We start from the raw sequence: 24,942 nt of genomic DNA, 5'->3' as shown, positions 1-24,942 counted from the left end.
ATGGCTTCCTTTTTATACTTCAACACCCCTTTGCTTTTGATCAAGATAAAATTTGGTTGCCCAAAGACTAATCAGCAGAATAAGCTCGAACGCATTGGTTACAGCCGTGCTGTTCAACTCCAGAGGAATGGCGCTTCCTGCCGTCATGATAGCCGCCCCTGCAAGCATCCAGATCCAATGCTGCCGCTTTAAAATATAGAAACCCGCAGCCAGCAATGGGATAATAGTAATGAGCACCATGAGCGGCGGGCCACCAGATTCGGCATTCACGTAGCGTAGTGCACCAAATTTTTCTTCCACTTTCAATTTTACGTCCTTTGTTTCCGTCACGATTTCCAGCACAATCAGCAGTACAGTGAATGCGATAAATGAGCGTTTTGCACTTTTGCTTTTAGCCCATCTCACCCCGGATTCCCTTATGACATAGTACGAGAACAACACGAGCATAGGTGTAAAAAGCGCATGAAAAAGAAAACGGTAAAAGCTTAGTTTCTCCAGAAAAGAACCGCTTCCAATCCATTTTCCAATCGCTATTACGCCATTGTCATACACCAGCCCCATCGTGACAAAAACGAGCAGATTGCCGAGCGTAAATAATCCGGTTTGGTTGGCCCGGTAAAACCCCATCAACAGCAAAATCACGTAACCTATCGTAAAGAAGGCATAAATCCCCGAATCCATCATTTTCTCCTTCACCGGAAATTTTTAATAGCAAACAAAAAAGCAATGAGCACTCCGCTCATTGCACCTCTTGAAAATAATCTTTATAAAAACCGCCAATCTTGCCGGAATTGTCCAATACGAAATAAAATTCGTCAGTTTCGTTTTTCACTTCATACGTTTTTCCTTCTGTGAGCACACGGTTAACCATATACTTCCCAGCGTTCGTATGTACACATTTTACTTTTTTAACGGTTTCTTTGTTATTCCATGCTTGATGAATCATTTTGGTCCCTCCTTATCTGGTCACCTATTATTTTAATGGAATATCCTCTGTTTTTAAAGTGAAGAAAGCAAACAAAAAGAAAAGCCTGATGCGTTTCAGGCTTTTCTATTCGAAATCATCAGGATTTTTGTCTTCTTTCCTTTTTTCAGATTTATCAGGATCGCGCTGAGGCTCAATATCCTGATGTCTCGTTTCCTTCTCTTTTTGTTCTACAGACTCATTATTTGATGGGTTCTTGTTTTCAGTCATGTCCATCCCTCCCTGTCGATAGAAATACTGTACCCTTTTTATCATGATTTAAACGGTTTTAATCTTCTGCAGCAGGGAAAGATTCATCATGGCTGATTCAAAAAATAACAAAGAAGGTCTTCTTGAATATGAAAAGAAAGTACAGAGCAACCAGAAGCCTACAGACGATTCAGCAAACAAAAAACGAACAAAACCGCTTAAAAGATGAGGAAAATCACCGAAGATAGAAAACAAAAAAAGCGCCGGGAGGGCGCTTTTTTTATTATGCGGTTTTACTTGCAGCTTCGAGATCAAGTACCGCGCGTTCGCTCTGTTTCTCATCAAACTCTTTCTCACTTTTGGAAACCACAATCGTAGCTATCCCATTTCCGATCAAATTCACAATCGCACGGGCTTCACTCATAAAGCGGTCAACACCAAGCAGCAATGCGAGCCCTTCAACAGGAATAACCTGCATGGCGGAAAGTGTGGAAGCAAGGACAATAAAACCTCCTCCTGTTACAGCAGCAGCTCCTTTGGATGTAAGCATCAGAACGGCAATAATAGTTAATTGCTGGGTCAAGCTTAAATCCACATTGAATACTTGAGCCAGAAAAACAACAGCCATGGAAAGGTAGATGGAGGTTCCATCCAGGTTAAACGAATAACCGGTTGGAATGACAAGACCCACAACGGATTTTGAGCAGCCGAATTTCTCCATTTTATTCATCATGCGCGGAAGCACCGATTCAGATGAACTTGTTCCAAGAACGATCAGGATTTCATCTTTAATGTATCTCAGGTATTTCCACAAGCTAAAGCCGTACATTTTACAAATAATATTCAATACCACAACAACGAACAGGAACATGGTGGTGTACACCGAAATCATCAATTTTCCAAGCGGCAGAAGAGAAGCAAGTCCGAAATTGCCGATCGTAAATGCCATCGCGCCAAAAGCGCCAATAGGTGCCGCTTTCATAATGTAGCCCACTACATTAAAGAAAATCGTAAGCAGTTTATCAAAGAACTCAATAACAGGCTTCCCTTTGTCTCTTAAGGCTGTTAACCCCACTCCAAACAAAATGGAAAAGAAGAGAACCTGCAGGATATCACCTTTGGCAAACGCATCAACCATGTTGCTCGGAACGATATGGGTGAAAAAGTCGAGCCAGTTGATACCGCCTTCTCCACCTTCGGATGTGAACTGAGAAACATCCCCTTTTTGCAGCTTATCAAAGTCCAGTCCTGCCCCAGGCTTAATAATGTTAACAACAATAAGGCCGATCACCAGGGCAAATGTCGTTACTACTTCAAAATAGATAAAAGCCTTTCCTCCGACTTTTCCTACTTTTTTCATGTCCCCCATTTTCGCAATCCCTAATACAATGGTAAGAAAGATAATCGGGGCGATCACCATTTTTACCGCATTGATAAATGTATCACCGAGCGGTTTCATTTGCTTACCGGCATCCGGCCAGAGAAGCCCTACTGTAATACCAAGAATAATGGCAATTATGACTTGGAAGGTCAGGTTTTTGAATAATGGTTTCATGGTTTTCCTCCTTATGAAAAACTGAAAGCGTTATCACCAATAAAACGATGATAACGCTTTCTGAAAATTTAATGAATATTTAGGTGATATTGTCCTTTTTGGTCTTTTTGGTCTTCCTCTGTTTATTTCTACCTGTTTTTCATTAAATACCGGTTGATTGGCCTGCCCACCCCTCCATATTGGACGTCCAGCTTAATTTCCCCGGTTTTCTCCAGGTATTCAAGATACCTTCGTGCGGTTACCCGGGCAATGCCGACTCCTTCGGCTACTTCTTCCGATGATTTCCCTCCCGATTGGTCTTTCAAAAAACCGATAATCTGCATGAGTGTATTTTGGCTCAGCCCTTTTGGTATCTCCTCTTGTTTCCGTTCTGAAATGGTCGCTACCGACAGCAAAGCATCGACCTCTTTCTGTGACATTTCTCCTTGCGTATTTAGCTGCAGCCTGTATTCCTTATACCGTTCAAGCGCTTGCTGGATTCTCTCAAATTTAAACGGCTTAATGATATAATCCACCGCTCCCTGCTGCAGCATGGTTTGTATGGTCTGCCGGTCATTTGCAGCGGAAATTACGATAACATCTACCTTAGATTTTTGTTTTCGAATCTCGTGGATGGTATGAATGCCGTCCTGCTTCGGCATATAGATGTCAAGAACGACGAGACCGGGCTGCAGTTTCTTGATCTTTTTTAACCCTTCCGCTCCGTTTGCGGCCATTCCCGTCACCTTAAAGCCAGAAACCTTTTCAATAAATGCCCTGTTAATTTCCAAAACCATGGGGTCATCCTCTATTAACAATACGTCAATGCTATTTTCCTTCATCGCAATGCTCCTTTATTTCATTGGAAATGTGATATAAAAGCTGGTTCCGCCGCCTGGGTATGTAGAAAGAGTAATCTCTCCTTTCCCCTTGTTCACGATATCCTTCACCAGATAAAGCCCAATCCCGAGTCCCTCTTCTCCTTTCGTCGTGATTCCTTTTACAAAGATATCGGGAAGGAGTTCCTCTGGAATGCCAGGTCCGTTGTCTTCAACAAGCAACGCGCATACTTCATGATCCTGTTCAATACTAACGTCGATTTTTTTCAGTGAAGTATCGGACTCATTCAGGGCGTAAAATGAGTTTTCAATCAGGTTTCCGAGGATGATGACAAAATCATGCTCATTCAAGTGAGGTGGAAGATGCTGCAGATGGCTTTGACTGTCAATGATGACCTCGATTTTCAGTTCTTTCCCTCTGCTCACTTTGCTTAACAGCAATCCGGCAATACTGTCATTCCGGATATTTTTTGTAATCAGCCGTGTCAAGCTTTCCTGTTGTTTCGTGATGTCAAACACATACTGCAGCGCCTGATTTTTTTTATCCAGCTGAATAAGCCCGGCAATCGTATGCAATTTGTTCAAGTGTTCATGATTTTGAATGCGAAGGGCTTCAACAAAGGCTTTAACCCCGGTCAGCTCTTCCGCCATTTTTGCCACTTCTGTCCGGTCCTGGAAAATTGCTACCGCTCCTATCACCGATTTGTCCACTTTAATGGGAATCCGGTTGCTTATGATGATGTTTCCGCTCACATTGATTTCTTGATTAAACACCGCTTTCCCGTATTCAATAATCTCGGGCAAACGGGTATCGGGAATAACACTCCGGATCGGCTTTCCCAGAAGATGGCCGGTAACATCAAAGATGTCTTTTGCCCTTTCATTAAATATAGTGATCTTCTCATTCATATCAATGGCGATTACCCCTTCATGCATGGCATGAAATGCAGCGGTGCTTTCTTCATACATGCGCACGATCTGATGGGGCTCGAGTTCAAACATTTGCTGTTTAATATGCCGTGCAAGCATCCAGGAACCCAAAAGTCCAAACAAAAGGGTCAGGAACATAATCAATGCAATTTGTGCTTTCAATCCCTGTAAAATTTCAAGATAACCGGGAAGAATGTTGCCGACTATCACAACACCAACCTGTTCGAGCTTATTATTTTTTATTGGCATAAAAGCCCGGACAGCAATTCCAAGATCTCCTTTCGCTTTGGAAAGATAGGTATGATCTGCAAATGCAGGGCCTTCATCCTTACCTGAAGACGATGTGCCGATCAGGCTTTGAACCGGATGGGAGTAGCGGATGCCCTCCATGTTTAAAACAACAATATAATCCGTGTTATTGATCACCCGGATGTTTTCCACGATGGGATTGATCACTGCCTCGCCGTTCTTTTTCTGAATCTGTTTTTGTACCTCTGGCAGCTGGGCAACCGTCCTGGCAGTAATCATCCCCCGCTTTCCCAGCTCCTCTTCTCTCATATCAACGATTTTGCCGGTGATTATAATTCCACCGATCAAGAGGGAAAAGAGAACGATTCCAAAAGAGAGAAAAATAATTTTCCATCGGATGGGCAATTTTAGAACATTCATGACTGTCTTCCTTCCTTAAATTCTACAGAACATTGTATCATGGTTTTAAAGATATGCTAGACTGTAAAGAGGATTAAAAGCCTTGATGGAAAATTAAAGGACGTGGAGAAAAGAACAGCATGAAAACATTTTTAGGAATCGCCTTATTTCTTATCACTGGCCTGCTGCTTTCATTTTATATAGGTTTTCATTTTGATTTTTCAGAGCGAAAGCTGGTATCCGATGATGACCAGGAAGGAATTAAAGAGCAGATTGTCATAAAATTCAGTCATGTGGTGGCAGAAAATACACCAAAGGGACTGGCAGCCCGAAAATTCGCCGAACTTGTAGACCAAAAATCAAACCATAAAGTTAAGGTAGAGGTTTTTCCAAATGGCAGCCTTTATTCGGACAAAGAGGAACTTCATGCTCTTCAGGAAGGAGACGTACAGATGATTGCTCCTGCCACCTCAAAGCTCGGAAGCATATCGCCCAAATGGCAGGCTCTTGATCTTCCGTTTGCATTCCCATCTGAAGCTGCGATCAATGAAGGATTGAACGGAACAATCGGAAGAACGCTGCTATCTTCGCTCAACAGCCATAACATTAAAGGACTGGGGTTCTGGGTGAACGGGTTAAAGCAGATCACCAACAAAGACCATGCGATCATCTCGACTGATGATTTTAAGGATCGGAAATTCAGGATCATGTCGAGCTCGGTCCTGAAGAAACAGTTCAATCTTCTTGGCAGCCAAAGCGTTCCGATGGATTTTAATGAAACATACAGAAGTTTGGAATCCGGAGAAGTGGATGGAGAAGAAAATACAATTTCCAATATCTATTCCAAAAAATATTATAAGGTGCAAAATTACATGACCATCAGTAATCATGGATTCCTCGGGTATGCCATCCTGATCAACAACGATTACTGGAACTCGCTGCCACGAAATGTACAAACCATTATTCAGGACGCGATTAAGGAAACGGTAGCCTGGAATCAGAAGCATTACATTTCCATGAATAAAAAACAGCTGAAATCAATTAAAGAAGAATCCGATATAGAGATTCATACACTGAATGCAGAAGAGAAGAAGAGGTGGATAAAAAAACTGAAGCCCCTTTATCAGCAGTATGAACCTGCTGCAGGAAAAAAACTAATTCATGATATTGAGCATCTACAGTATAAATACCAGTAAAAAAACGCCTCTCACAGAGGCGTTTTAATATGGAAGCGCAAGCCGTTCCTGCTGCAAAAACTGAATGGTTTCTTTATCGTTGGAAGCGGGAAGCTGGAATTTTTGTTTGTAGGTTTCCTGGCCCTTTCCTGTAACAAAAACCCAATCTCCTGCTCTGGCTTCTTTCCAGGCATATTCTATGGCTTTGGTGCGGTCAGGGATAACAATGGCATTGTCTTTCGCATCGTTTTCTTTCAAACGTTCCAGGTCACTGATCATTTTTTCCTCAGGAACCCTATTCAAGTCATCAAAGGTAAGTATAAGCTGGTCGCAAACAGAGGAACAAAGGGAAACTATTTCACTCCGCTTGGTCACATCCCGGTTCCCCCTGAAACCTAATATATGGACGATCCGCTCTGCATTTTCTCGTTTGGCGGTTTGATAACAATACTCTATAGCATCCTTTGTATGGGCATAATCCACGATAAATGTAGCACCTGAAGTGTGGCTGTATGTTTCAAACCGGCCTGGTACACCGGGGAACATATCCAATGAAGCAATCACCTTTTCAAGCGAAAGGTTCATTTTTGAAACGGTCAGCAGCGCACCGATTGTATTCCAAACATTATGAAGTCCCGGAAGCGGTATTTGAAAAGTATATTCCAGTGATTCTTGTTTTAATTTTATTAATGGAAAGTATTCTGTACATACATGGACGAGTTTCATATCATCACGATCATCTGAGCCAAATGTATAGACGTCATGTTCCGTTGCTTCAATTTGATGTTTGAGCTTTCTTCCCCATTCATTATGGGAAGCAATGACCGCAGCACCATTTTTCTTTAGTTGTTTAAATAGTCTGGATTTCACATTGAAATATTCCTCAAGACTATCATGATAATCCAAATGGTCATGCCCAAGATTGGTAAAAAGCGCATAATCAAACAGTATCCCTTCCACACGCTGCTGTTCAATGCCATGTGAAGATACTTCCATAATCACAACTTCGTCACGGCTCTCGGCCAGGAGGGCTTGCAATTCGAGAGGATCAGGTGTGGTATTTTTTGATTGAATCCTTTCATTATTTATAATGTTATGAACCGTTCCGATCAAAGAGCAAGTTTTTCCTGCTTTTTCAATCATGTGCTTTAACAAATAAGCAGTGGTTGTTTTACCGTTCGTCCCCGTGATTCCAATCATTACATGATTTTGATAGGGATGGCCATAATATTGACTTGCAAGGTGTGCCAGTGCTTTTCTTGAGTCGGGTGTCTGGTAGTACGGGACATCCAACTGGGTCGGTGGCAGTTCACCGACAACGGCAACAGCCCCTTTATCGATCGCTTGCTGGATGTACTGATGGCCGTCTGCGGCAAATCCCTTAATCGCTACAAACAGGTCTCCAGGACGGATTTTTTTTGAATTAAATTGAATAGCGTTGATTGATACGGAAGGAAGATGATTCACACGGTCAGTGATTGTTATTACTTTTAGCAGTTCGTCCAATTTCATGCTTGCGTGCTCCCCTTTTACTGTAGATTGAGCTCTATACATATCATTTCGCTAAAAGGGGGATTTTATCGTACTTCCATTCGACATATTTCGATTTTTGATTTATTAATTTACCGTATTCAAGTCAAGCAGTTCATAAGTAAGCTCCGTTTGGCCGTTCTTCCAAGTCATTTCGTTGATTTTTGCAATCGCTACTGGCTTGGTTTCTTTTGTTTTACGAATTTCCAGCGGAATATCCAGCGGGTAAAGTCGGTAGCCTTCTTTTGTCAGTGTGTATAGGTTTGATGATTTCAACCGAATTTCTTTATTCTTTGTCACGATCATTGTGTTCAATTCCATCGGCATGCCCATAGGATACAACCCCTTTGTTTTTTATTTTCTCTATCCTTATTGTAATGCGGGAGCATTCTTTTGCCTACATTTTTGCAAATAAAAAACGCCAGGGAAACCTTTCCCCCAGCGTCATCAAATCAGCCTTGAAGCAATAGTGATTCAGGATCTTCGAGCATTTCTTTTACTTTTGCAAGGAAGCTTACTGCCTCACGTCCATCAACGATACGGTGATCATAAGAAAGAGCAATATACATCATTGGACGGTTTTCCATACGTTCTGCGTCAATGGCTACAGGACGTAATTTAATGCCGTGCATTCCGAGAATACCAACTTGTGGGGCATTCAAAATCGGAGTGGACATTAGGGAACCAAAGATTCCGCCGTTGGTGATTGTAAACGTACCTCCTTGAAGCTCGGAAAGCGTCAATTTGTTGTCTCTTGCTTTTTTACCAAGAGAAAGAATTTCTTTTTCAATACCGGCAAAAGAAAGCTTGTCAGCATCACGTACAACTGGTACTACAAGCCCTTCTTCAGCACCAACTGCGATTCCGATGTCATAGAACTTCTTAAGAAGCACTTCATCTCCCTGGATTTCAGCGTTAAGAAGCGGGAACTGCTTCAATGCGCCGACAACCGCTTTTGTAAAGAAAGACATGTAGCCGAGCTTTACATCGTTCTGCTGAAGGAAAGCGTCTTTTCTGCGTTTACGGATGTCGTTGATCGCAGTCATGTCTACTTCGTTAAACGTGGTCAGCATTGCAGCAGTTTGCTGAACTTCAACCAGTCTCTTAGCAATCGTTTGACGACGGCGGGAAAGCTTCACGCGTTCTACCGGTTTTCCTGGTACATCCGCAGTTTTAGGAGCACTTGCCGGTTTCTTCTCAGGTGCCTTTGCTGCTTTTTGTTCCGGCTGGGCAGCTTTTTCGGATGCTGCTTTTACATCTTCAGGGCGTACGCGTCCAAGCGGGTCACGTGCTTCAACCTTGGAAAGATCAATGCCAAGCTCACGAGCAAGCTTGCGTGCTGCCGGAGATGCCAATGGTCGATCTGTTTCTTTTCGCTCTTCGGCTGGCTGGGTTTCTTGCGGCTGCTTTTCCTGTGCAGTTCCAATAGGTTCAACTGCAGGCTGTTTTGCTTCCTCTTTGCTTTCAGCAGCTTCGGGAGCTTGTGTTGCTTCACCGCCAGCTTCTCCATTTTCTTTCAATACAGCAATAACGTCTCCCACTTCAACGGTATCGCCTTCTTCACGAAGAACTTCCTGGATAATACCATCATAGTCAGCGCTGATTTCAATATTGACTTTATCCGTTTCAAGCTCGACGATGTTATCGCCCTTCTTTACGTTGTCACCAACATTTTTCAGCCATTGTGCGATTGTTCCTTCTGAGATGGATTCTGCTAATTCTGGTACTTTAATTTCAATCACGTTCATTGCCTCCCTCTTGAGTTATCGGTTTTACTTGCTCAGCTCGTAATGCAACTGTCACGATACGTTCTTGTTCTTTTTTATGGATATCAGGATCTCCGCCTGAAGGGCTGGACCGGTCAGGGCGTCCAATGTACTTAACAGTAGCGCCAGCCGGTGCAAGGGCACGCAATTTGGACTCAATGTAAGCCCAAGACCCCATGTTTTTCGGCTCTTCCTGTACCCAAGCGACTTCCTCAAGATGAGGGTAGCGATCAAAAATGGCCTTGATTTCATTTTTAGGGAACGGATACAGCTGCTCAACACGTAAAACATGCAGATGATCCAGCTTTTCCGTTTTTCCATCTGCTTCTGTAGCAAGGTCGATTGCCACTTTCCCCGTAGACAGCACGATTCGTTTTACCTTATCCGTGTTCTTTCCAAGTCCTTCTTGTTCAACAACTGGATTAAATTGTCCAGTGCCAAGGAGCTCTCCAGGAGAAGATGTTCTTGGATTTCTAAGCAGGCTCTTCGGTGTCATAATAACCAGCGGTCGAACCTCATCCTTTCCAAGAATAGCAGCCTGGCGGCGAAGAATGTGGAAATACTGTGCAGCGCTTGAAAGATTCGCTACAGTCCAGTTGTTTTCTGCAGCCAATTGAAGGAAACGTTCAATACGGCCGCTGGAGTGTTCTGGCCCTTGTCCTTCGTAACCATGTGGCAGAAGAAGAACGAGTCCTGACTTTTGACCCCATTTAGCTCGTCCTGCGGAGACAAATTGGTCGAATAAAACTTGCGCCGCATTTGCGAAGTCACCATATTGTGCTTCCCAAAGAACAAGCGTTTCTGGAGCAAACACGTTATAACCGTACTCAAATCCAACAACAGATGCTTCAGAAAGCGGACTGTTATGAATGCCGAATGACGCTTTCACCTGCGGGATATGGTGAAGTGGTGAAAACAGCTTGCCGTTTTTGCTGTCATGCAAGACAAGGTGACGCTGGGCAAACGTTCCACGTTCAGAATCCTGGCCGGTAATGCGGATAGGTGTTCCGTCACTCAGGATGGATGCAAACGCAAGGGTTTCAGCCAAAGCCCAATCGACTTTGTTGCCTTCATCCAATGCATTTCCTCGTCTCGCCAGAATTCTCTCGAGTTTAGGATAAACGGTGAATCCTTCCGGACGTTCAAGAAGGGCCTGGTTGATCTCTTTCAATTGATCTAAAGCAACAGAAGTATCCACTGCCGGGATTCCTTTTACAATGGACTCAGGAACCTCCACATCTTTTACTTCTCCGTCTTTTGAAACGCCTTTTACTTTTTCATATTCTGCCTGAAGTTTTTGTTGTACTTCATTATCCATCTCGTCGCCTTTTCCTTCAGGAATAACGCCATCAGCTTCCAATTGCTTGGCGAACAGGGCGCGGACGGTAGGATGGTTGTTTACTTTTTCGTATTTTTCCGGCTGGGTAACAGCTGGATCATCCATTTCGTTGTGACCAAAACGTCTGTATCCAATCAGATCAATCAGGAAGTCTTTTTGGAACCGCATACGGTATTGATAAGCGAGCGTTACGGCTGCGATACACGCAATCGGATCATCAGCGTTCACGTGAACAATCGGAATTTCGAATCCTTTTGCCAGGTCACTTGAATATTTCGTAGAACGCGAATCCGCACTCTCGGTTGTAAAACCAATCATGTTGTTGGCGATGATATGAACCGAACCGCCTGTCTGATACCCTCTGAGCCTGCTGAGGTTCAGGGTTTCAGCAACGATTCCCTCACCAGGAAAAGCCGCATCCCCATGAATGGAAATCGCAAATGATTTATTTACGTCCTGCTTTGGATAGCCTGGCTCTGTACGCACCTCTTGAGCGGCTCGTGTATATCCGCAAACCACCGGATTAACAAATTCAAGGTGGGATGGGTTATTTGCCAATGTAAGTGTTGCTCTTGCTGTGCTGGATTCCTCGATGGAGCGGTCTGCACCAAGGTGGTATTTTACGTCTCCTGTCCAGCCAAAGTTAATGCCTCTGGAACCTTCAGAAGGAATAAGCTCCTTGTTCGGCGAATGATGGAATTCTGCAAAAATCTTCTCGTACGGCTTGCCTAAAGTATGGGCAAGCACATTCAGCCGGCCGCGGTGAGCCATACCGATCATGATGTTGCTGGTGCCGCCTTTCACGCTTTGATGAATCATATCATCAAGCATTGGCACAAGAATATCCAATCCTTCAATGGAGAAACGTTTTTGCCCTACAAATGTTTTGTGCAAAAACTTTTCAAAGCCTTCCACTTCAGTCAGGCGCTGTAATAATTCAATCTTTTCTTCATTTGTCATATCAGGATAAATATATCCTGATTCCACCATATTATTTAACCAGGTTTGTTCTTCCTCTACATGCACATGGCTGAATTCGTATGCCATGGACTTTGTATAGATATCCTTCAAACGCTGGATGGCTTCCAGGCCATTTTGAACGTCTCTTGGTGCTTCCGCCCAAATCAAAGAGGCTGGAATCGTTTTCAAGTCCGCCTCACTTAGCCCATAATGGGATGGATCAAGCAGTTTAATGTCTTTAGACACTTCTTCAAGGGGATGAATTTCAGCTGCTAAATGTCCGTAAACACGGATATTCTCAGCGAGTTTTGAAGCTGCCACGATTTTGCTGATGGATGTTCCGCTTTGTGCTTGTTGAAAGTTGGCAGATTCTTGATTTGCTTCATCAGAAGATGGTGGCGGACCCCACTCTTCAAACTGTTTTCTTAGTTCCTCATCAACTGAACTGGGATCAGCAGAATACTGCTCAAACAGTTCAATGACATAACCAAGGTTCGGTCCGTAGAATCCCTGCCAAGGAGAATCCTGGCTTGGACGGTTTGTACTCATCGGTTGATACCCCCTGCTGCATTATAATTGCAAATTTTAACATCTTTAATTGGAGAACGACTAGAAGTTCTCAAAATGCCTGTTTTTAATCGCAAAAGCAAACCTAACTTCATTGAATTACATCCCCTGAATGTACAACAATAAAACGATTTTTTACAAATCTCGGTAAATTTCTCTCTTTTGCATTAAAGCGAAGGTATATGTCGAACTTCTGTATTAAACGTTTTCATGGTTATTTTAGCACAGTCTGAGCATAGGTCAAAAGTAAAGTTACAAGAAAAATGACCGGAAGTTACGAATTCCGGCCGAAAATTGTCATATTCCGTATGTTTTCTGCTTATTTTTAGGCTGTAAGCGGGCCAGCCACCTTGTTTTGGAAAATGAAAAGATAATTAGTGCCAGCCAAATCAGGAAAAAAGAAAACAGACGCGTCTTCGAAAAATCCTCATGATACAAGAAAACGCCCAAAATAAGCATGATCGTAGGAGCTATATATTGCAGAAACCCGATCATGGAAAGAGAGATGCGTTTCGCTCCCTGGGCAAAGCAAAGCAATGGAATCGCCGTGACGACCCCCGCTCCCATTAATAACACGGTCACTGTGCTGTTTTGGGCGGCGAAGGCTTCTATACCCCTTTGCTGCGCGAAAATGATATAGGCGAGCGCCAGAGGCGTCACAAACATCGTTTCATACGTCAGTCCAATAATAGAATCGAAGCTTCCTACCTTTTTGGCCAGCCCGTATAAGCCAAAGCTTAATGCAAGCGATAATGCAACCCATGGGAATCTCCCATACTGAAACGTCAAAAGGCCAACGCCGGCCAGGGCAACAACAAAAGAGGCCACCTGCCATGCATTCAATTTTTCTTTTAAAACGATGATACCCAAAAGAACGCTAATCAGCGGATTAATATAATACCCAAGGCTCGCTTCAACGACGTGGTTGGAGTTGACAGCCCAAATGTAAATCAGCCAGTTGGCACTGATCAGCAGCGAAGAAGCCAGCACGGCAAAGAAATGTTTTTTATCAAGAAACAGGCTCCGCAAATTTCCCACAAATGCCGAGGTTCTTTTCATGACCAGAATGATCAGCAGCATAAATACAAAAGACCAAATGATGCGGTGGGCCAAAACATCACCTGAACCAGCGGATTGCAGCGGTTTCCAGTATAGCGGCAAAAATCCCCACATCAAATAAGAAAGTGCAGCGTACCAGATGCCGACAGTTTGTTCATTTTGACTTCTCATGGCAGTAACCCCTATTCTCTATCAGATTTTTCTTACTCAATTATAGTGCCGTCGGATCGAAAGGCAAAATACTTTGCCCAAACAAAAAGCCGCTCAAATTGCTAAGCGGCTCCTTGTCTTTTACATTAAACTATAAGTTTTTCCAACTCATTTTTAACGCTGTGATTGACCGATTGCCAAAGGTCTTCATCACTCGTCAGTTTTTCTTTAAAGCGTCTGTACATCTCCTGCTGTTTTTGTTCAAATGCCGGATCATTTTTGGAAGGAAGGTTGCCCCTCTCTTGCTCGATCAGGGTTTGCACCTCTGGCGCTCTTGGTCCCCATACTGCTTTTTCGTTCCCGTCCTGATCCATAAAGATAAACTTTGGAATGGCGCGCGACGTCCCATTCGTCAAATACTGATCCATCAGCTCCAAGTTTTCATCTCTAATTAAATATTTCAATTCAATTCCGGCATACTCGGCAATTCGTTCAATGATGGGTACACAGAGCATCGCATCCCCACACCAGTCCGCCGTAAGAACAACAGCCTTGAACTCTAGCTTCGGAAGTGTCTGGTAAAAGTCCTTGTCTTCCTCGGAAAGTGTAAAGCGGTTATATATGGACTGCAGTTCCTCCTTGTTGACGGTCATGCTATCCACATATTCTTCTTTCGTTAAACCTTCCTGAAACCACTCGTTTAAGCTTTTCATCCGGTATCACCTCTATTTTATTTTTAATACAGGTTACAGATTCATAAAGGTCAGGACGCCCATCACTGCCATCCCTATGGCGATGGCAGCACCGACAAGCGTCATCCACAATGGATGTTTGTAGGCACCTACGACTTTTTTATTATAAGCTGCAACCAGCATTACTCCAAGAGTAATCGGAAGAATCAAACCGTTTAATGCGCCGACAAATACGAGTAATTTCACTGGTTTTCCGATAATTACGAAACTTATCGTGGAAAAAAGGATAAAAATTACAATAAGCAGGTTTCCGTACTTTTCCAACTTTGGATGAAACGTTCGAATGAAAGATACTGATGTATAGGCAGCCCCAATAATTGACGTTACTGCTGCAGCCCACATAACGATCCCAAAAATCTTGTAACCAATATTTCCTGCTGCATATTTGAAAACCGATGCTGGCGGATTTCCCGGATCCAAGGTCACACCGCTTGCTATGACGCCAAGTGCTGCCAGGAAAAGAAAAATACGCATGATGGAAGCGATACCGATGGCTGAGATTGCGCTCTTGTTCACTTCCCCAAGGGCACTTTCTCCCTTAACACCAGCATCCAACAGCCTGTGCCCGCCGGCAAACGTAATATAGCCTCCGACTGTTCCGCCTACCAGTGTAACGATGGCAGCAAAATCAATCTTGTCGGGAGCGAACGTTTTGGTCACCGCTTCACCAACCGGAGGGGAGGATGTTATTGCAACATAGATTGTAAGAACGACCATAACAAAGCCAGCAATCAGAGTGAAACGGTCCATTGCTTTGCCAGCTTCCTTTACAAGAAAGATTGAAATGGCGATCGCCCCGCTGATTGCCGCTCCTGCTTCCGGAGACAAACCACCAAAGATAACGTTCAGCCCAAGGCCAGCACCGCCGACGTTTCCGATATTGAAGGCCAAACCACCAACTACTACAAGAAAGGCAATAAAGTAGCCAAGACCAGGCAGAAGGGTGTTCGCAATATCCTGTGCTTTCCGTTCGGATACGGCAATGATTCTCCAAACATTGAGCTGGGCTCCAATATCAAGAATAATGGAAATTAAAATAACGAAACCAAAACTTGCTGCCAGGGACTGTGTAAAAACAGTAGTTTGAGTTAGAAATCCAGGCCCAATGGCAGACGTTGCCATCAGGAATGCCGCTCCCAACAGGAGCTGCCAGTTGCTTTTTTGTTTCATCTGTTTTCCTCGTTTCATCCGTGATTTATGCGTTGAACGCCTTCTTTCTCAAAAGCCGAATTGATTTTCTCGGCAAACGAAAGTGCGTGCTCACCGTCTCCATGAATGCATATGGTCTCAGCCTTTATGGAAATATCGCCAGCATGAGTGGTCACCTTGCCTTGCTTGACCATTTTAATGACCTGGTTCACGGCGTCTTCATCGTTTGTCAGCAAACTGTCGGGCTGGCTTCTCGGAGTGAGTGTGCCGTCCGGCTGATAGGTTCTGTCAGCGAACACTTCACTGCAAGTCTGAAGGCCTGCTTCGTTACCCGCATTGATCAGCTCACTTCCCGCAAGTCCGAAAAGAATAATGTCAGGATTCAGGTTATAGACAGCATCAGCAATCCCTTTGGCCAGGTCTTTATTGACAGCCGCCATGTTATAAAGCGCTCCATGGGGCTTGACATGGCGGATTCTTCCGCCTTCTGCCTTGACAAACGCATGCAATGCACCTGTCTGGTAAAGTACATAATCATAGGCTTCCTGAGGTGTGAGGGAAAAATTCCTGCGGCCAAAACCAATCAGATCAGGGAGCCCGGGATGGGCGCCAACCGCCACGTTATTATTCAGTGCCAGCCTGACTGTCTCCTTCATGATCGAAGGATCCCCCGCATGAAAACCACAGGCAATATTTGCGGAAGAAATATGCTCCATCATTTCTTTATCATGACCAATTTTATAACGCCCGAAACTCTCTCCCATGTCACAGTTTATATCCACCAAAAATTGCATGTTCTCACCCTTCTCTGTTTTTGAGACGAATTCCCGTCTGCAAGTAGTTGAGCTGTATTTTTTGAATGATGTAATTGATTTGTGCTTCCTCTTCGGAAATTTCCTGAAATACGATCCTGTCCCCCGGCTTGGCCTGTGCCAGCTTGGGCAAATCGACAAAAGCCGTCTGTGCGATCTTGGGATAGCCTCCGGTTGTTTGCCGGTCAGCCATCAATATAATAGGGTTTCCTTCAGACGGTACCTGAACAGTGCCAAACAATACGGGTTCTGACAAGATTTCTTCTTTCCGCTCCAACTGAAGGGATGTCCCTTCTGCACGATAGCCCATTCTGTCTGATTTGGTGGTGATCGTAAATTCTTTTTCAAAAAATGCTTTTTGGCTTTCCAATGTAAAGTAATCGAAATGCCTGCCTTTTACCGTGCGAATACGCCCCATATTTTCATAGACCGTTCGCAGGCCCCGGCTCATCTTCCAATTTACTGAAACAGGCTGAAATGTTGGTTTGAAAGACTCCGTTTTCAACCGGTCTCCCTCTTTCAACGCTCTTCCCTGATAACCCCCGATACCTGCACGAAGGTATGTGCTCCTGCTTCCCATTACCAGCTCTGTATCGAAACCACCAGCAACCGCAATATATGCCCTGCATCCCCATTTACATTTACCGAATTCAAGGACATCATCCTTATTCACCTTATAAGGCCGCCAGTTTTGAATACGTTTGCCATTTAAAGAAGGAGTAAGATCCGCTCCGCATACGGCAATATAGGTATCGGTTTCAAACGTGATCCGCGGTCCCAGAAGGGTTGCTTCAAGGGTCGCTTCATTTTCGGAATTTCCGACAAGCAGGTTGGCCGCAGTATGTGCGAAAGGGTCCATGGCGCCGCTGGCAATTACGCCAAATTGCTGATAGGAATACCTTCCCAAATCCTGAAGGCTTGTCAGCATTCCCGGTTTATCAATCGTGATGCTCATGTTCAGCCTCCCTTGCATGGTATTCATCTCGCGTGATTTCATAAAATTTAACTTGATCCCCGGCTTGTAACAAAACAGGAGGTTCCAGGTCAGGTGTAAAAAGCCTTGCCGGTGTTCTGCCGATCAGCTGCCAGCCCCCCGGTGTTTCAATGGGATAAATGCCGGTCTGCTCCCCTGCAATGCCGACACTTCCTTTTGGAATGGACAGCCGCGGTGATGATAGGCGAGGAGCTGCGATCTCCTTTGCCATTCCTCCCAGGAACGGGAAACCCGGTGCAAAACCAAGCATATACACGTAATATGTTCTCTCAGTATGTATTGATATGACTTCCTGTTGGCTTAGCCTGTTGATCCCTGCTACGTTTTCTAGATCAGGGCCAAAGTCACCGCCATAACAAACAGGAATTTCAATGGTCCGGCCGACGGTGACGTTTTCTTCCGGCATCGATTCGATCCTTCTTTTGATTTGTTCAACCACCAGTTCAAATGCTGACTTATTAGGATGGATAAATTTCATAGGATCATATAAAACAGTGAGCGTGGTATAGGCAGGAACCGTTTCAATAAAGCCGTCAAACGGATGATCGTTCAGCCATTTTGCCGTATTATGAATTTGAAGATTCACCTTCTTGTCCATGACAGAGCCAAATTCCAGGAGAATCCCTGCTTCTCCAAAGCTTAAATAGTTAATATTTTGAAACATTACAGCATCCTTTCCCAATCCATTTAATCCACACTATACCTAGAAACCCGATAAAAAACAATAGAATTCTGATAATGGGAAATAATTCAATTCTTCTGCGATTATTCCCCACCAGCCGGTAATAAATTATTTCCAAAAGGGTGTTTTCCCTTATTTTTCCCTTTTTATTTTATAAACAATCCAGTAAAAAAAAACAAAAACGGCCTGAACGGCCGCTTTGTTTATTGGTACATTTTTTCTCTTTGTTTTTGAAGTTCATCATTTTCAAGGAATTCATCATATGTCATCTGCTTGTCAAGAAGACCGTTCGGCGTAATTTCAATAATACGGTTGGCGATCGTCTGAACAAACTGATGGTCATGGGAGGTGAACAACAACGACCCTTTATAATTGATCAATCCGTTGTTCAGCGCCGTAATGGATTCCAGATCCAGGTGGTTGGTTGGATCATCGAGCAGCAACACATTACTGCCGCTAAGCATCATTTTGGACAGCATGCAGCGTACTTTTTCTCCACCTGAAAGAACTTTTGCCTTTTTCATCACTTCTTCGCCGGAAAACAGCATGCGTCCTAAAAAGCCGCGCAAAAAGCTTTCCGACTGATCAACTGGTGAATATTGGCGGAGCCAGTCAACAAGATTAAGTTCGTTATTTTCAAAGTAAGAGCTGTTGTCTTTTGGGAAAAAAGCTTGTGAAGTGGTTACGCCCCATTTAAAGCTTCCACTGTCTGCTTCCATTTCACCCATCAAAATTTTAAAAAGGGAAGTTACTGCAATTTCGTTTTTACCTGTGAAAGCAATTTTGTCCCCTTTATTCATCGTAAAGCTGACGTTGTTCAGCACTTGTTCCCCTTCGATGGTTTTGCTCAAACCTTCCACGCGAAGAAGATCATTTCCGATTTCACGGTCAATTGAAAAATTGACATAAGGATATTTTCGGGTGGATGGACGAATGTCATCAAGAGAAATTTTCTCAAGCAATTTCTTTCTGGACGTGGCCTGTTTAGACTTTGAAGCGTTAGCGCTAAAGCGTGCTACAAAGTATTGCAGTTCCTTGATTTTTTCTTCTTTCTTTTTGTTCTGTTCCTGGGCCATTTTCAGTGCCAGCTGGCTTGATTCATACCAGAAATCATAGTTGCCCACATACAATTGGATTTTGCCAAAGTCGAGGTCCGCCATATGTGTACAAACTTTATTTAAGAAATGACGGTCATGCGAAACGACGATAACGGTGTTCTCGAAATTGATTAAAAACTCTTCGAGCCATTTAATCGCACGAAGATCCAGGTGGTTGGTCGGCTCATCCAGAAGCAGGATGTCAGGTTTTCCAAACAATGCCTGTGCAAGAAGGACTTTCACTTTTTCCGAGCCTGAAAGCTCAGCCATCTTTTTATAATGAAGGTCTTCTCCAATGCCCAGTCCTTTTAAGAGTATGGCAGCTTCCGATTCCGCTTCCCAGCCGTTCAATTCGGCAAATTCTCCCTCAAGCTCTGCCGCTTTAATGCCATCTTCATCGGAGAAATCCGGCTTCATGTAGATCGCGTCTTTTTCCTGCATGATTTCATACAATCGGGCATGCCCCATGATGACCGTCTGCAGAACTTCATTTTCTTCGTATTCGAAGTGATTTTGCTTCAAAACAGCCAGGCGTTCTCCAGGTGTTATATGAACATCACCGGTTTGTGCTTCAATTTCACCGGACAAAATTTTAATAAAGGTGGATTTTCCGGCGCCGTTTGCTCCGATTAAACCATAGCAATTGCCGGGTGTGAATTTAATATTCACGTCTTCAAACAATTTTCGGTCTCCGTACCTGAGACCTACATTAGTAACTGTAATCATAAATTTTATTTCTCCTTCGCTGATTCCATAATCTCAATGATTGTATCATAACATACTCTGCCATACACCGTGCAAGTGGATTTAAACTGCTTTTCTTCCCATGAAAAAGAGCGGAGAAGAAATCCACCCCTCCGCAGTTTATGCTAATCTGAAATTTTTTCTACTATTATATTATACTTCGATGTTTTCCTTTTGCAGCTGTTGGAGCTGTTCAAAGAAGTTGGGGTATGAAACGGTAACGGCGTGACTGTTTTGCAATGACGTTTCTCCTGCACTCAGACATGCAGCGATTGCCAGCATCATTCCAATTCTGTGGTCACCGTGACTGTCAGTCTCGGCCCCTTGCAGAAGTTCCGTTTTCTTGATAATCATCCCATCGGCTGAAGCAGTGATATCTGCACCGAACTTTTTCAGCTCATTAACCACCGTGTCAATACGGTTGGTCTCTTTTACTTTTAGTTCAGCTGCATCCTTAATGACTGTTGTGCCGGAAGCTTGGGTTGCTGCGAGTGCAATGATCGGAATTTCATCGATTAAGCGTGGAATAATTTCTCCGCCGATTTCAATTCCATTAAGCTTGGACGTACGAACGGTAATATCAGCATAGGGCTCTGAATCCATTCCGGACAGCCCAGAGATGGTCAGATCAGCTCCCATTTGTTTGAGAACATCAATAATACCTGTTCTGGTGGGATTCATGCCTACTTTTTTCAAGGTTATTTCACTGTTAGGAATAATGGCCCCTGCCACCAGAAAAAACGCGGCAGATGAAATATCACCCGGAACCTCAATATGTGTTCCTTTTAGGGTTTGGCCATCCTTCAAGCTTGCGGTCTTCCCACTTACCTCCACTTCACATCCAAAGGCTTTCAACATGCGCTCGGTATGGTCCCTTGAGGTATGCGGCTCGGTTACAGAAGTAGTTCCTTCTGCCTTTAAACCAGACAACAGCACGGCGGACTTCACCTGAGCACTCGCAACGGGCGAGTTATAATGAAAACCTTTCGTTTTTCCACCACGGATGGAGAGCGGAACAAAATTCCCATTGTCTCTTCCATCAATGACGGCTCCCGTTTCCCGCAATGGCCCGGTTACCCTTTTCATTGGCCGCTTGGCAATTGAAGCATCTCCAGTAAGACATGAATGAAAAGATGTGTTGGCAAGTATGCCAAGCATTAAGCGAATCGTAGTGCCTGAGTTCCCAACATCCAGAATATCCGAAGGTTCATTCAGACCGTCCAAACCTTTTCCTTCTATTTTAACTGTATCATCCTTCTGCTCAATGGATACCCCCATCTTCCGGAAGCAATCGATGGTGCTCAAACAATCATCACCAGGAAGGAAACCGTTCACGGTTGTTGTGCCTTCTGCTATGGATCCGAACATAACTGCACGGTGGGAAATCGATTTATCTCCGGGAACTTTAAGGGTCCCCTGCAAACCTGATACAGGCCGCAACGTTTTCAACATGTTTTTACCTCCTTATTTACTACATGGCAATGTACGTTGTAAATTGTAATTCTTCCAAGCTTTCTTTTGCCGACTGACGATCTTCCTCAGACTGAAAACTTATCCTCAGCACGCCGTAAATATCTTCTCTGGCTTCGATGACACGAATGTTTGTAATGCTAAGCTTGTTGTCTGCAAGGATTGATGTGACACGGGAGATCACTCCAATATCATCAATGATGTCAACATAAAGGTCATAAAAGGAAGTAATCGCTCCTTTTGCTTTGATCGGCAAGGCATCGCGATAGGTTTTTGCACCTGAAAAATAGTTGTAAAGACCCTGATCATTCTCACTTTTAACCAAATCTTTGACGTATTCCATTTCGTAAGCCCACTCATCGATCAGCTGCAATATATTTTCTTTATTATGCTTGATAATATCCTTCCACATGGCCGGGCTGCTCGACGCAATCCGTGTAATATCTTTAAACCCTCCGGCAGCCAAATCATTGATTTGAGCATGGGAATTGGCATATTGCTCAACCTGGCGTACCAGGCTGGCCGCCACGACATGTGGAAAATGACTGACAACCCCTGTCAGTAAATCATGCTTTTCGGCATCCATAACAATAAATTTCGCATGTGTACCCTTTAGCCATTCCTTCAGTTCATTGATTTGTTCATCCGGTGTTGAAGGGGTTGGAGTCATCATATAGAACGCATTCTCAAACAGATGCGCTTTTGCACTTCCCGGGCCTGACTTATGTGAACCGGCCATCGGATGGCCGCCAATAAAATCGATGCCCTTGTCTTGCAGCTTGTTAGCTTTCTGCATGATTTTGCTCTTTGTGCTGCCTACATCGGTAATCAGTGCTTTAGGCGGGGTTTCAAAAGAAGCAAACCAATCCAGCAAGCGTTCGGTTTCCTCCACTGGAGTTGCCAGAACAATAAGATCAGCAGTTGTTGCTTCTTTCTCCAGATCGCAGCAGATTTCATCCACAATCTGCAGTCTTTTTGCCAAATTTTCATGATCCCGAGAAATGTCATGTCCAACAATAATGCATTCGTGTTCTTTTTTAACTGCCATGGCAATGGATCCGCCGATAAGGCCCAATCCGATCAGCAGTACCCGTTTTTTCACAGTTATTGCTCCTTGTCTGTCATTAAAAATTTCTGCAATGCGTCCAGCAGGATGGAATCATTTACTTCTTTTACATACGGCTGCCCGATCGCTTCAAGCAGCACCATTTTGACCTGGCCGGATGTTGATTTTTTATCTCTCTTCATGGCGCCGAGCAGCTGTTCTGCATCGAGTTGGGATGGAACGCCAGGGTAATTGAACTGTTTTAGCCAGTTGGAGATCTCTTTATAATGAAGGTTTGTGTTTCCAAGCTCCTCGCTCAGTTTCAGTGCAAACCTCATGCCAATCGCCACCGCATCACCGTGAGAGATTGTGCCATAACCGGATTCACTCTCAATAGCATGGCCAAGTGTATGACCGAAATTTAAAATGGCCCGGAGTCCTTTTTCTTTTTCATCCTGTGAAACCACTTCTGCTTTAATCGAGATTCCCTTTTTTAGAATATAAGAAAGGTTTCCCGGCTGGATATCGGATAAGTCAGAGATTTCTTCTTTTAAATAATGGTAAAATTCTTCATCCTGAATCAATGCATGTTTGATGACTTCTGCAAAACCGGAACGCAATTCCGTGAGAGGCAAAGAATCCAGAAAATCAAAGGAATAAAAGACCGCTTCCGGCTGGTGGAACACACCTACCATGTTTTTGCCGAGCGGATGATTAATCCCTGTTTTTCCCCCTACCGCACTGTCGTGGGCAAGTAGAGTCGTTGGGATCTGGATGAATCGGATACCCCGCATGTACGTCCCAGCCACAAATCCTGCCAGATCGCCAATCATCCCTCCGCCAAGCGCTAGTATAAGAGAATTTCTGTCCAACCCTTTTTCCAGCGCAAACGTGAGACTATTATAATAGTTGGAAAATGATTTTTCGCCATCTCCGCCCGGTACAACAAAGTTGTGCACGGGCAGTTCCAAGCCTTGAAGAGCTTCAACGACTTTATCCAGATAAAGTGAGCTGACCGTTTTGTCGGAAAGGATAAGAACACTTGTTACAGCCGGCCTTAACTCATTTATAAAAGGAGAAAGATCCGTAATAATCTCATGTCCAATGAAAACAGAATATTGCTTTGTTTCGGTTTCAACGTGCAAGGTTTCCATTAAAACTCACTCGCCTGCTGGTTATGGCGTGCGATGTTTTCCTTCATTCGCTCGATGTTGTCAGCGCCAAATTGTTCCACAAGGGCAGCGGCAAGTTCCCAGGCAACAACGGCTTCTGCCACAACGCTGGCAGCGGGAACAGCGCAGCTGTCCGAACGTTCAATGCTTGCCTGAAAAGCCTCTTTGGAATCAATATCCACACTTTGCAATGGTTTATATAATGTAGGAATGGGCTTCATAACGCCTCTTACAACAACAGGCATTCCTGTTGTCATGCCGCCTTCAAACCCTCCGGCATTGTTTGTTTTTCTTGAGTAGCCCTCATCTTTGTTCCATGTGATTTCGTCATGGACAAGGCTTCCGGGCTTATGGGCCGCTTCAAACCCAATTCCGATTTCCACTCCTTTAAAAGCATTAATGCTCATCACAGCAGCGGCAAGTTTCGCATCCAATTTACGGTCATAGTGAACATAGCTGCCAACACCGATCGGCATCCCTTCAACAATCACTTCTACAATACCGCCAATCGAATCTCCGTTTTCCTTTGCCTCGTCAATGGCTTTCATCATCTTAAGGCCTGCTTCTTCATCCAAACAGCGGACAGGTGATGCTTCCGTTCTTTCCTGAAGATCTTTAAGAGTGTCATAGTCCATTTTTTCTGCAACTACCCCGCCAATCTCGATGACATGGCCGCCAACCTGGATACCCAACTCTTTTAGTAATTGTTTCGCAACAGCTCCGGCTGCTACTCGTACTGTCGTTTCCCTTGCGGATGAACGCTCCAATACGTTTCTCATATCCCGGTGATTATATTTAATCGCTCCATTTAAATCAGCATGCCCGGGACGGGGACGCGTAATTTGGCGTTTCACTTCTTCACTATCATCTTCAAGGGGTTCAGCACCCATGATTTTCGTCCAGTGTTTGAAATCGCGGTTTTCAACTGCCAGTGTAATCGGCGAGCCCAGCGTATAGCCGTGGCGCACGCCGCTGTTAATGATGGCCTGGTCCTTTTCGATCTGCATCCTGCGGCCGCGGCCGTGCCCTTTTTGTCTGCGGGACAGTTCTTCATTGATGGCCTGCGCAGTTAAAGGCAGTCCCGATGGCACACCTTCCAGGATGGTAGTTAGCTGTGGTCCGTGTGATTCTCCGGCTGTTAGGTATCTCATGTTACATTTCCTCCAGTTTCTCTTAATGGAATATAAAAAAAGCCCCTGCTAAAAAAATAGCAGGGACGAATTTATTCGCGGTACCACCCTCATTGCGGACAAACATCATCCACCTCTTCATTCAGGATAACGGTAATTAACCGTCCTTTTTTATAGGTCTGATCAACCAACCGTTCAAAAAGGAAGCTCGAGGGTGTAATTCG

22 protein-coding genes and 1 other annotated feature (1 of these 23 cut by a window edge) are annotated in these 24,942 nt (G+C 44.1%); of the genes, 1 reads left to right on the top strand and 21 read right to left on the bottom strand.

From position 1 onward, the window contains the following. Nucleotides 1–12 precede the first annotated feature (12 nt). The 6 genes from QNH15_RS12765 to QNH15_RS12740 form a co-directional block, all read right to left on the bottom strand. A complete protein-coding gene (locus QNH15_RS12765) occupies nt 13–684 on the bottom strand; it encodes a hypothetical protein (protein WP_283895133.1) in 672 nt (223 codons plus the stop codon). A 55-nt stretch (nt 685–739) separates the two neighbouring features. Then, nucleotides 740–946, bottom strand: a complete 207-nt coding sequence (locus QNH15_RS12760; protein WP_061970023.1) for a DUF6501 family protein — start codon at nt 944–946, stop codon at nt 740–742. Nucleotides 947–1,051: 105 nt separating this feature from the next. After that, the gene (locus tag QNH15_RS12755; protein ID WP_283895130.1) at nt 1,052–1,195 is read right to left on the bottom strand and encodes a 3-methyladenine DNA glycosylase; all 144 of its coding nucleotides are present in this window, start codon (nt 1,193–1,195) and stop codon (nt 1,052–1,054) included. 262 nt (nt 1,196–1,457) lie between these two features. Beyond that, a complete protein-coding gene (gene dctP / locus QNH15_RS12750) occupies nt 1,458–2,729 on the bottom strand; it encodes a C4-dicarboxylate transporter DctP (protein WP_283895129.1) in 1,272 nt (423 codons plus the stop codon). A 128-nt stretch (nt 2,730–2,857) separates the two neighbouring features. Then, the gene (locus QNH15_RS12745) at nt 2,858–3,550 is read right to left on the bottom strand and encodes a response regulator (RefSeq protein ID WP_283895127.1); all 693 of its coding nucleotides are present in this window, start codon (nt 3,548–3,550) and stop codon (nt 2,858–2,860) included. A gap of 12 nt (nt 3,551–3,562) precedes the next feature. Continuing rightward, nucleotides 3,563–5,146: an ATP-binding protein gene (locus tag QNH15_RS12740; protein WP_283895125.1), complete on the bottom strand. Its 1,584-nt coding sequence runs from the start codon at nt 5,144–5,146 to the stop codon at nt 3,563–3,565. A gap of 119 nt (nt 5,147–5,265) precedes the next feature. Here QNH15_RS12740 and QNH15_RS12735 point away from each other — a divergent pair, with 119 nt between their 5' ends. Then, the gene (locus tag QNH15_RS12735; RefSeq protein WP_283895123.1) at nt 5,266–6,321 is read left to right on the top strand and encodes a DctP family TRAP transporter solute-binding subunit; all 1,056 of its coding nucleotides are present in this window, start codon (nt 5,266–5,268) and stop codon (nt 6,319–6,321) included. A gap of 24 nt (nt 6,322–6,345) precedes the next feature. Here the strand turns inward: QNH15_RS12735 and QNH15_RS12730 are convergent, their stop codons facing one another. From QNH15_RS12730 to aroC, 15 genes are all read right to left on the bottom strand, one after another. After that, complete coding sequence (locus QNH15_RS12730) at nt 6,346–7,812, bottom strand: UDP-N-acetylmuramoyl-L-alanyl-D-glutamate--2,6-diaminopimelate ligase (RefSeq protein WP_283895121.1); 1,467 nt, start codon at nt 7,810–7,812, stop codon at nt 6,346–6,348. A gap of 105 nt (nt 7,813–7,917) precedes the next feature. After that, nucleotides 7,918–8,163: a DUF2584 domain-containing protein gene (locus QNH15_RS12725; RefSeq protein ID WP_283895119.1), complete on the bottom strand. Its 246-nt coding sequence runs from the start codon at nt 8,161–8,163 to the stop codon at nt 7,918–7,920. 119 nt (nt 8,164–8,282) lie between these two features. Further along, nucleotides 8,283–9,572: a 2-oxoglutarate dehydrogenase complex dihydrolipoyllysine-residue succinyltransferase gene (odhB, locus tag QNH15_RS12720; RefSeq protein WP_283895117.1), complete on the bottom strand. Its 1,290-nt coding sequence runs from the start codon at nt 9,570–9,572 to the stop codon at nt 8,283–8,285. Then, complete coding sequence (locus QNH15_RS12715) at nt 9,565–12,444, bottom strand: 2-oxoglutarate dehydrogenase E1 component (protein WP_283895115.1); 2,880 nt, start codon at nt 12,442–12,444, stop codon at nt 9,565–9,567. Before QNH15_RS12715 ends, odhB begins: the two co-directional genes overlap by 8 nt. Before the next feature lie 315 nt (nt 12,445–12,759). Further along, entirely contained in the window at nt 12,760–13,692 is a 933-nt protein-coding gene (gene rarD, locus QNH15_RS12710; RefSeq protein WP_283895113.1) for an EamA family transporter RarD, read from the bottom strand. A 125-nt stretch (nt 13,693–13,817) separates the two neighbouring features. Continuing rightward, entirely contained in the window at nt 13,818–14,384 is a 567-nt protein-coding gene (locus QNH15_RS12705; protein ID WP_283895111.1) for a thioredoxin family protein, read from the bottom strand. Nucleotides 14,385–14,417: 33 nt separating this feature from the next. Next, a complete protein-coding gene (locus QNH15_RS12700) occupies nt 14,418–15,593 on the bottom strand; it encodes an NRAMP family divalent metal transporter (protein ID WP_283895107.1) in 1,176 nt (391 codons plus the stop codon). A gap of 14 nt (nt 15,594–15,607) precedes the next feature. Beyond that, nucleotides 15,608–16,366 (bottom strand): LamB/YcsF family protein, encoded by a 759-nt coding sequence (locus tag QNH15_RS12695; RefSeq protein WP_283895106.1) that lies wholly within the window; start codon nt 16,364–16,366, stop codon nt 15,608–15,610. 4 nt (nt 16,367–16,370) lie between these two features. Beyond that, a complete protein-coding gene (locus QNH15_RS12690; protein ID WP_283895104.1) occupies nt 16,371–17,339 on the bottom strand; it encodes a 5-oxoprolinase subunit C family protein in 969 nt (322 codons plus the stop codon). Next, nucleotides 17,323–18,042 (bottom strand): 5-oxoprolinase subunit PxpB, encoded by a 720-nt coding sequence (gene pxpB, locus QNH15_RS12685; protein ID WP_283895102.1) that lies wholly within the window; start codon nt 18,040–18,042, stop codon nt 17,323–17,325. Before pxpB ends, QNH15_RS12690 begins: the two co-directional genes overlap by 17 nt. A gap of 221 nt (nt 18,043–18,263) precedes the next feature. Further along, complete coding sequence (locus tag QNH15_RS12680) at nt 18,264–19,883, bottom strand: ABC-F family ATP-binding cassette domain-containing protein (protein ID WP_283895100.1); 1,620 nt, start codon at nt 19,881–19,883, stop codon at nt 18,264–18,266. A 171-nt stretch (nt 19,884–20,054) separates the two neighbouring features. Continuing rightward, complete coding sequence (gene aroA, locus QNH15_RS12675; RefSeq protein ID WP_283895098.1) at nt 20,055–21,353, bottom strand: 3-phosphoshikimate 1-carboxyvinyltransferase; 1,299 nt, start codon at nt 21,351–21,353, stop codon at nt 20,055–20,057. A gap of 19 nt (nt 21,354–21,372) precedes the next feature. Then, nucleotides 21,373–22,473 (bottom strand): prephenate dehydrogenase, encoded by a 1,101-nt coding sequence (locus tag QNH15_RS12670; RefSeq protein WP_283895096.1) that lies wholly within the window; start codon nt 22,471–22,473, stop codon nt 21,373–21,375. 2 nt (nt 22,474–22,475) lie between these two features. Continuing rightward, the gene (gene aroB, locus QNH15_RS12665) at nt 22,476–23,570 is read right to left on the bottom strand and encodes a 3-dehydroquinate synthase (protein ID WP_283895094.1); all 1,095 of its coding nucleotides are present in this window, start codon (nt 23,568–23,570) and stop codon (nt 22,476–22,478) included. Beyond that, complete coding sequence (gene aroC / locus QNH15_RS12660) at nt 23,570–24,739, bottom strand: chorismate synthase (RefSeq protein WP_283895092.1); 1,170 nt, start codon at nt 24,737–24,739, stop codon at nt 23,570–23,572. Before aroC ends, aroB begins: the two co-directional genes overlap by 1 nt. A 58-nt stretch (nt 24,740–24,797) precedes the next feature. After that, nucleotides 24,798–24,942 (bottom strand) — a binding site (T-box leader) (it continues 87 nt past the right edge of the window).

The sequence above is a fragment of the Fictibacillus enclensis genome (assembly GCF_030123385.1).
Taxonomy (GTDB): domain Bacteria; phylum Bacillota; class Bacilli; order Bacillales; family Fictibacillaceae; genus Fictibacillus_C; species Fictibacillus_C enclensis.
This window is presented reverse-complemented; position numbering and strand designations above follow the sequence as displayed.

What these genes read in the sequence shown, in the direction of transcription:
- QNH15_RS12765 (WP_283895133.1), bottom strand. Translation starts at nt 684, where the DNA reads ATGATGGATTCGGGGATTTATGCCTTCTTTACGATAGGTTACGTGATT.
- QNH15_RS12745 (WP_283895127.1), bottom strand. Translation starts at nt 3,550, where the DNA reads ATGAAGGAAAATAGCATTGACGTATTGTTAATAGAGGATGACCCCATG.
- QNH15_RS12760 (WP_061970023.1), bottom strand. Translation starts at nt 946, where the DNA reads ATGATTCATCAAGCATGGAATAACAAAGAAACCGTTAAAAAAGTAAAA.
- aroC (WP_283895092.1), bottom strand. Translation starts at nt 24,739, where the DNA reads ATGAGATACCTAACAGCCGGAGAATCACACGGACCACAGCTAACTACC.
- aroA (WP_283895098.1), bottom strand. Translation starts at nt 21,353, where the DNA reads ATGTTGAAAACGTTGCGGCCTGTATCAGGTTTGCAGGGGACCCTTAAA.
- QNH15_RS12695 (WP_283895106.1), bottom strand. Translation starts at nt 16,366, where the DNA reads ATGCAATTTTTGGTGGATATAAACTGTGACATGGGAGAGAGTTTCGGG.
- QNH15_RS12705 (WP_283895111.1), bottom strand. Translation starts at nt 14,384, where the DNA reads ATGAAAAGCTTAAACGAGTGGTTTCAGGAAGGTTTAACGAAAGAAGAA.
- QNH15_RS12690 (WP_283895104.1), bottom strand. Translation starts at nt 17,339, where the DNA reads ATGAGCATCACGATTGATAAACCGGGAATGCTGACAAGCCTTCAGGAT.
- QNH15_RS12740 (WP_283895125.1), bottom strand. Translation starts at nt 5,146, where the DNA reads ATGAATGTTCTAAAATTGCCCATCCGATGGAAAATTATTTTTCTCTCT.
- QNH15_RS12755 (WP_283895130.1), bottom strand. Translation starts at nt 1,195, where the DNA reads ATGACTGAAAACAAGAACCCATCAAATAATGAGTCTGTAGAACAAAAA.
- QNH15_RS12680 (WP_283895100.1), bottom strand. Translation starts at nt 19,883, where the DNA reads ATGATTACAGTTACTAATGTAGGTCTCAGGTACGGAGACCGAAAATTG.
- pxpB (WP_283895102.1), bottom strand. Translation starts at nt 18,042, where the DNA reads ATGTTTCAAAATATTAACTATTTAAGCTTTGGAGAAGCAGGGATTCTC.
- QNH15_RS12730 (WP_283895121.1), bottom strand. Translation starts at nt 7,812, where the DNA reads ATGAAATTGGACGAACTGCTAAAAGTAATAACAATCACTGACCGTGTG.
- rarD (WP_283895113.1), bottom strand. Translation starts at nt 13,692, where the DNA reads ATGAGAAGTCAAAATGAACAAACTGTCGGCATCTGGTACGCTGCACTT.
- QNH15_RS12700 (WP_283895107.1), bottom strand. Translation starts at nt 15,593, where the DNA reads ATGAAACAAAAAAGCAACTGGCAGCTCCTGTTGGGAGCGGCATTCCTG.
- dctP (WP_283895129.1), bottom strand. Translation starts at nt 2,729, where the DNA reads ATGAAACCATTATTCAAAAACCTGACCTTCCAAGTCATAATTGCCATT.
- aroB (WP_283895094.1), bottom strand. Translation starts at nt 23,570, where the DNA reads ATGGAAACCTTGCACGTTGAAACCGAAACAAAGCAATATTCTGTTTTC.
- QNH15_RS12725 (WP_283895119.1), bottom strand. Translation starts at nt 8,163, where the DNA reads ATGGGCATGCCGATGGAATTGAACACAATGATCGTGACAAAGAATAAA.
- QNH15_RS12735 (WP_283895123.1), top strand. Translation starts at nt 5,266, where the DNA reads ATGAAAACATTTTTAGGAATCGCCTTATTTCTTATCACTGGCCTGCTG.
- QNH15_RS12715 (WP_283895115.1), bottom strand. Translation starts at nt 12,444, where the DNA reads ATGAGTACAAACCGTCCAAGCCAGGATTCTCCTTGGCAGGGATTCTAC.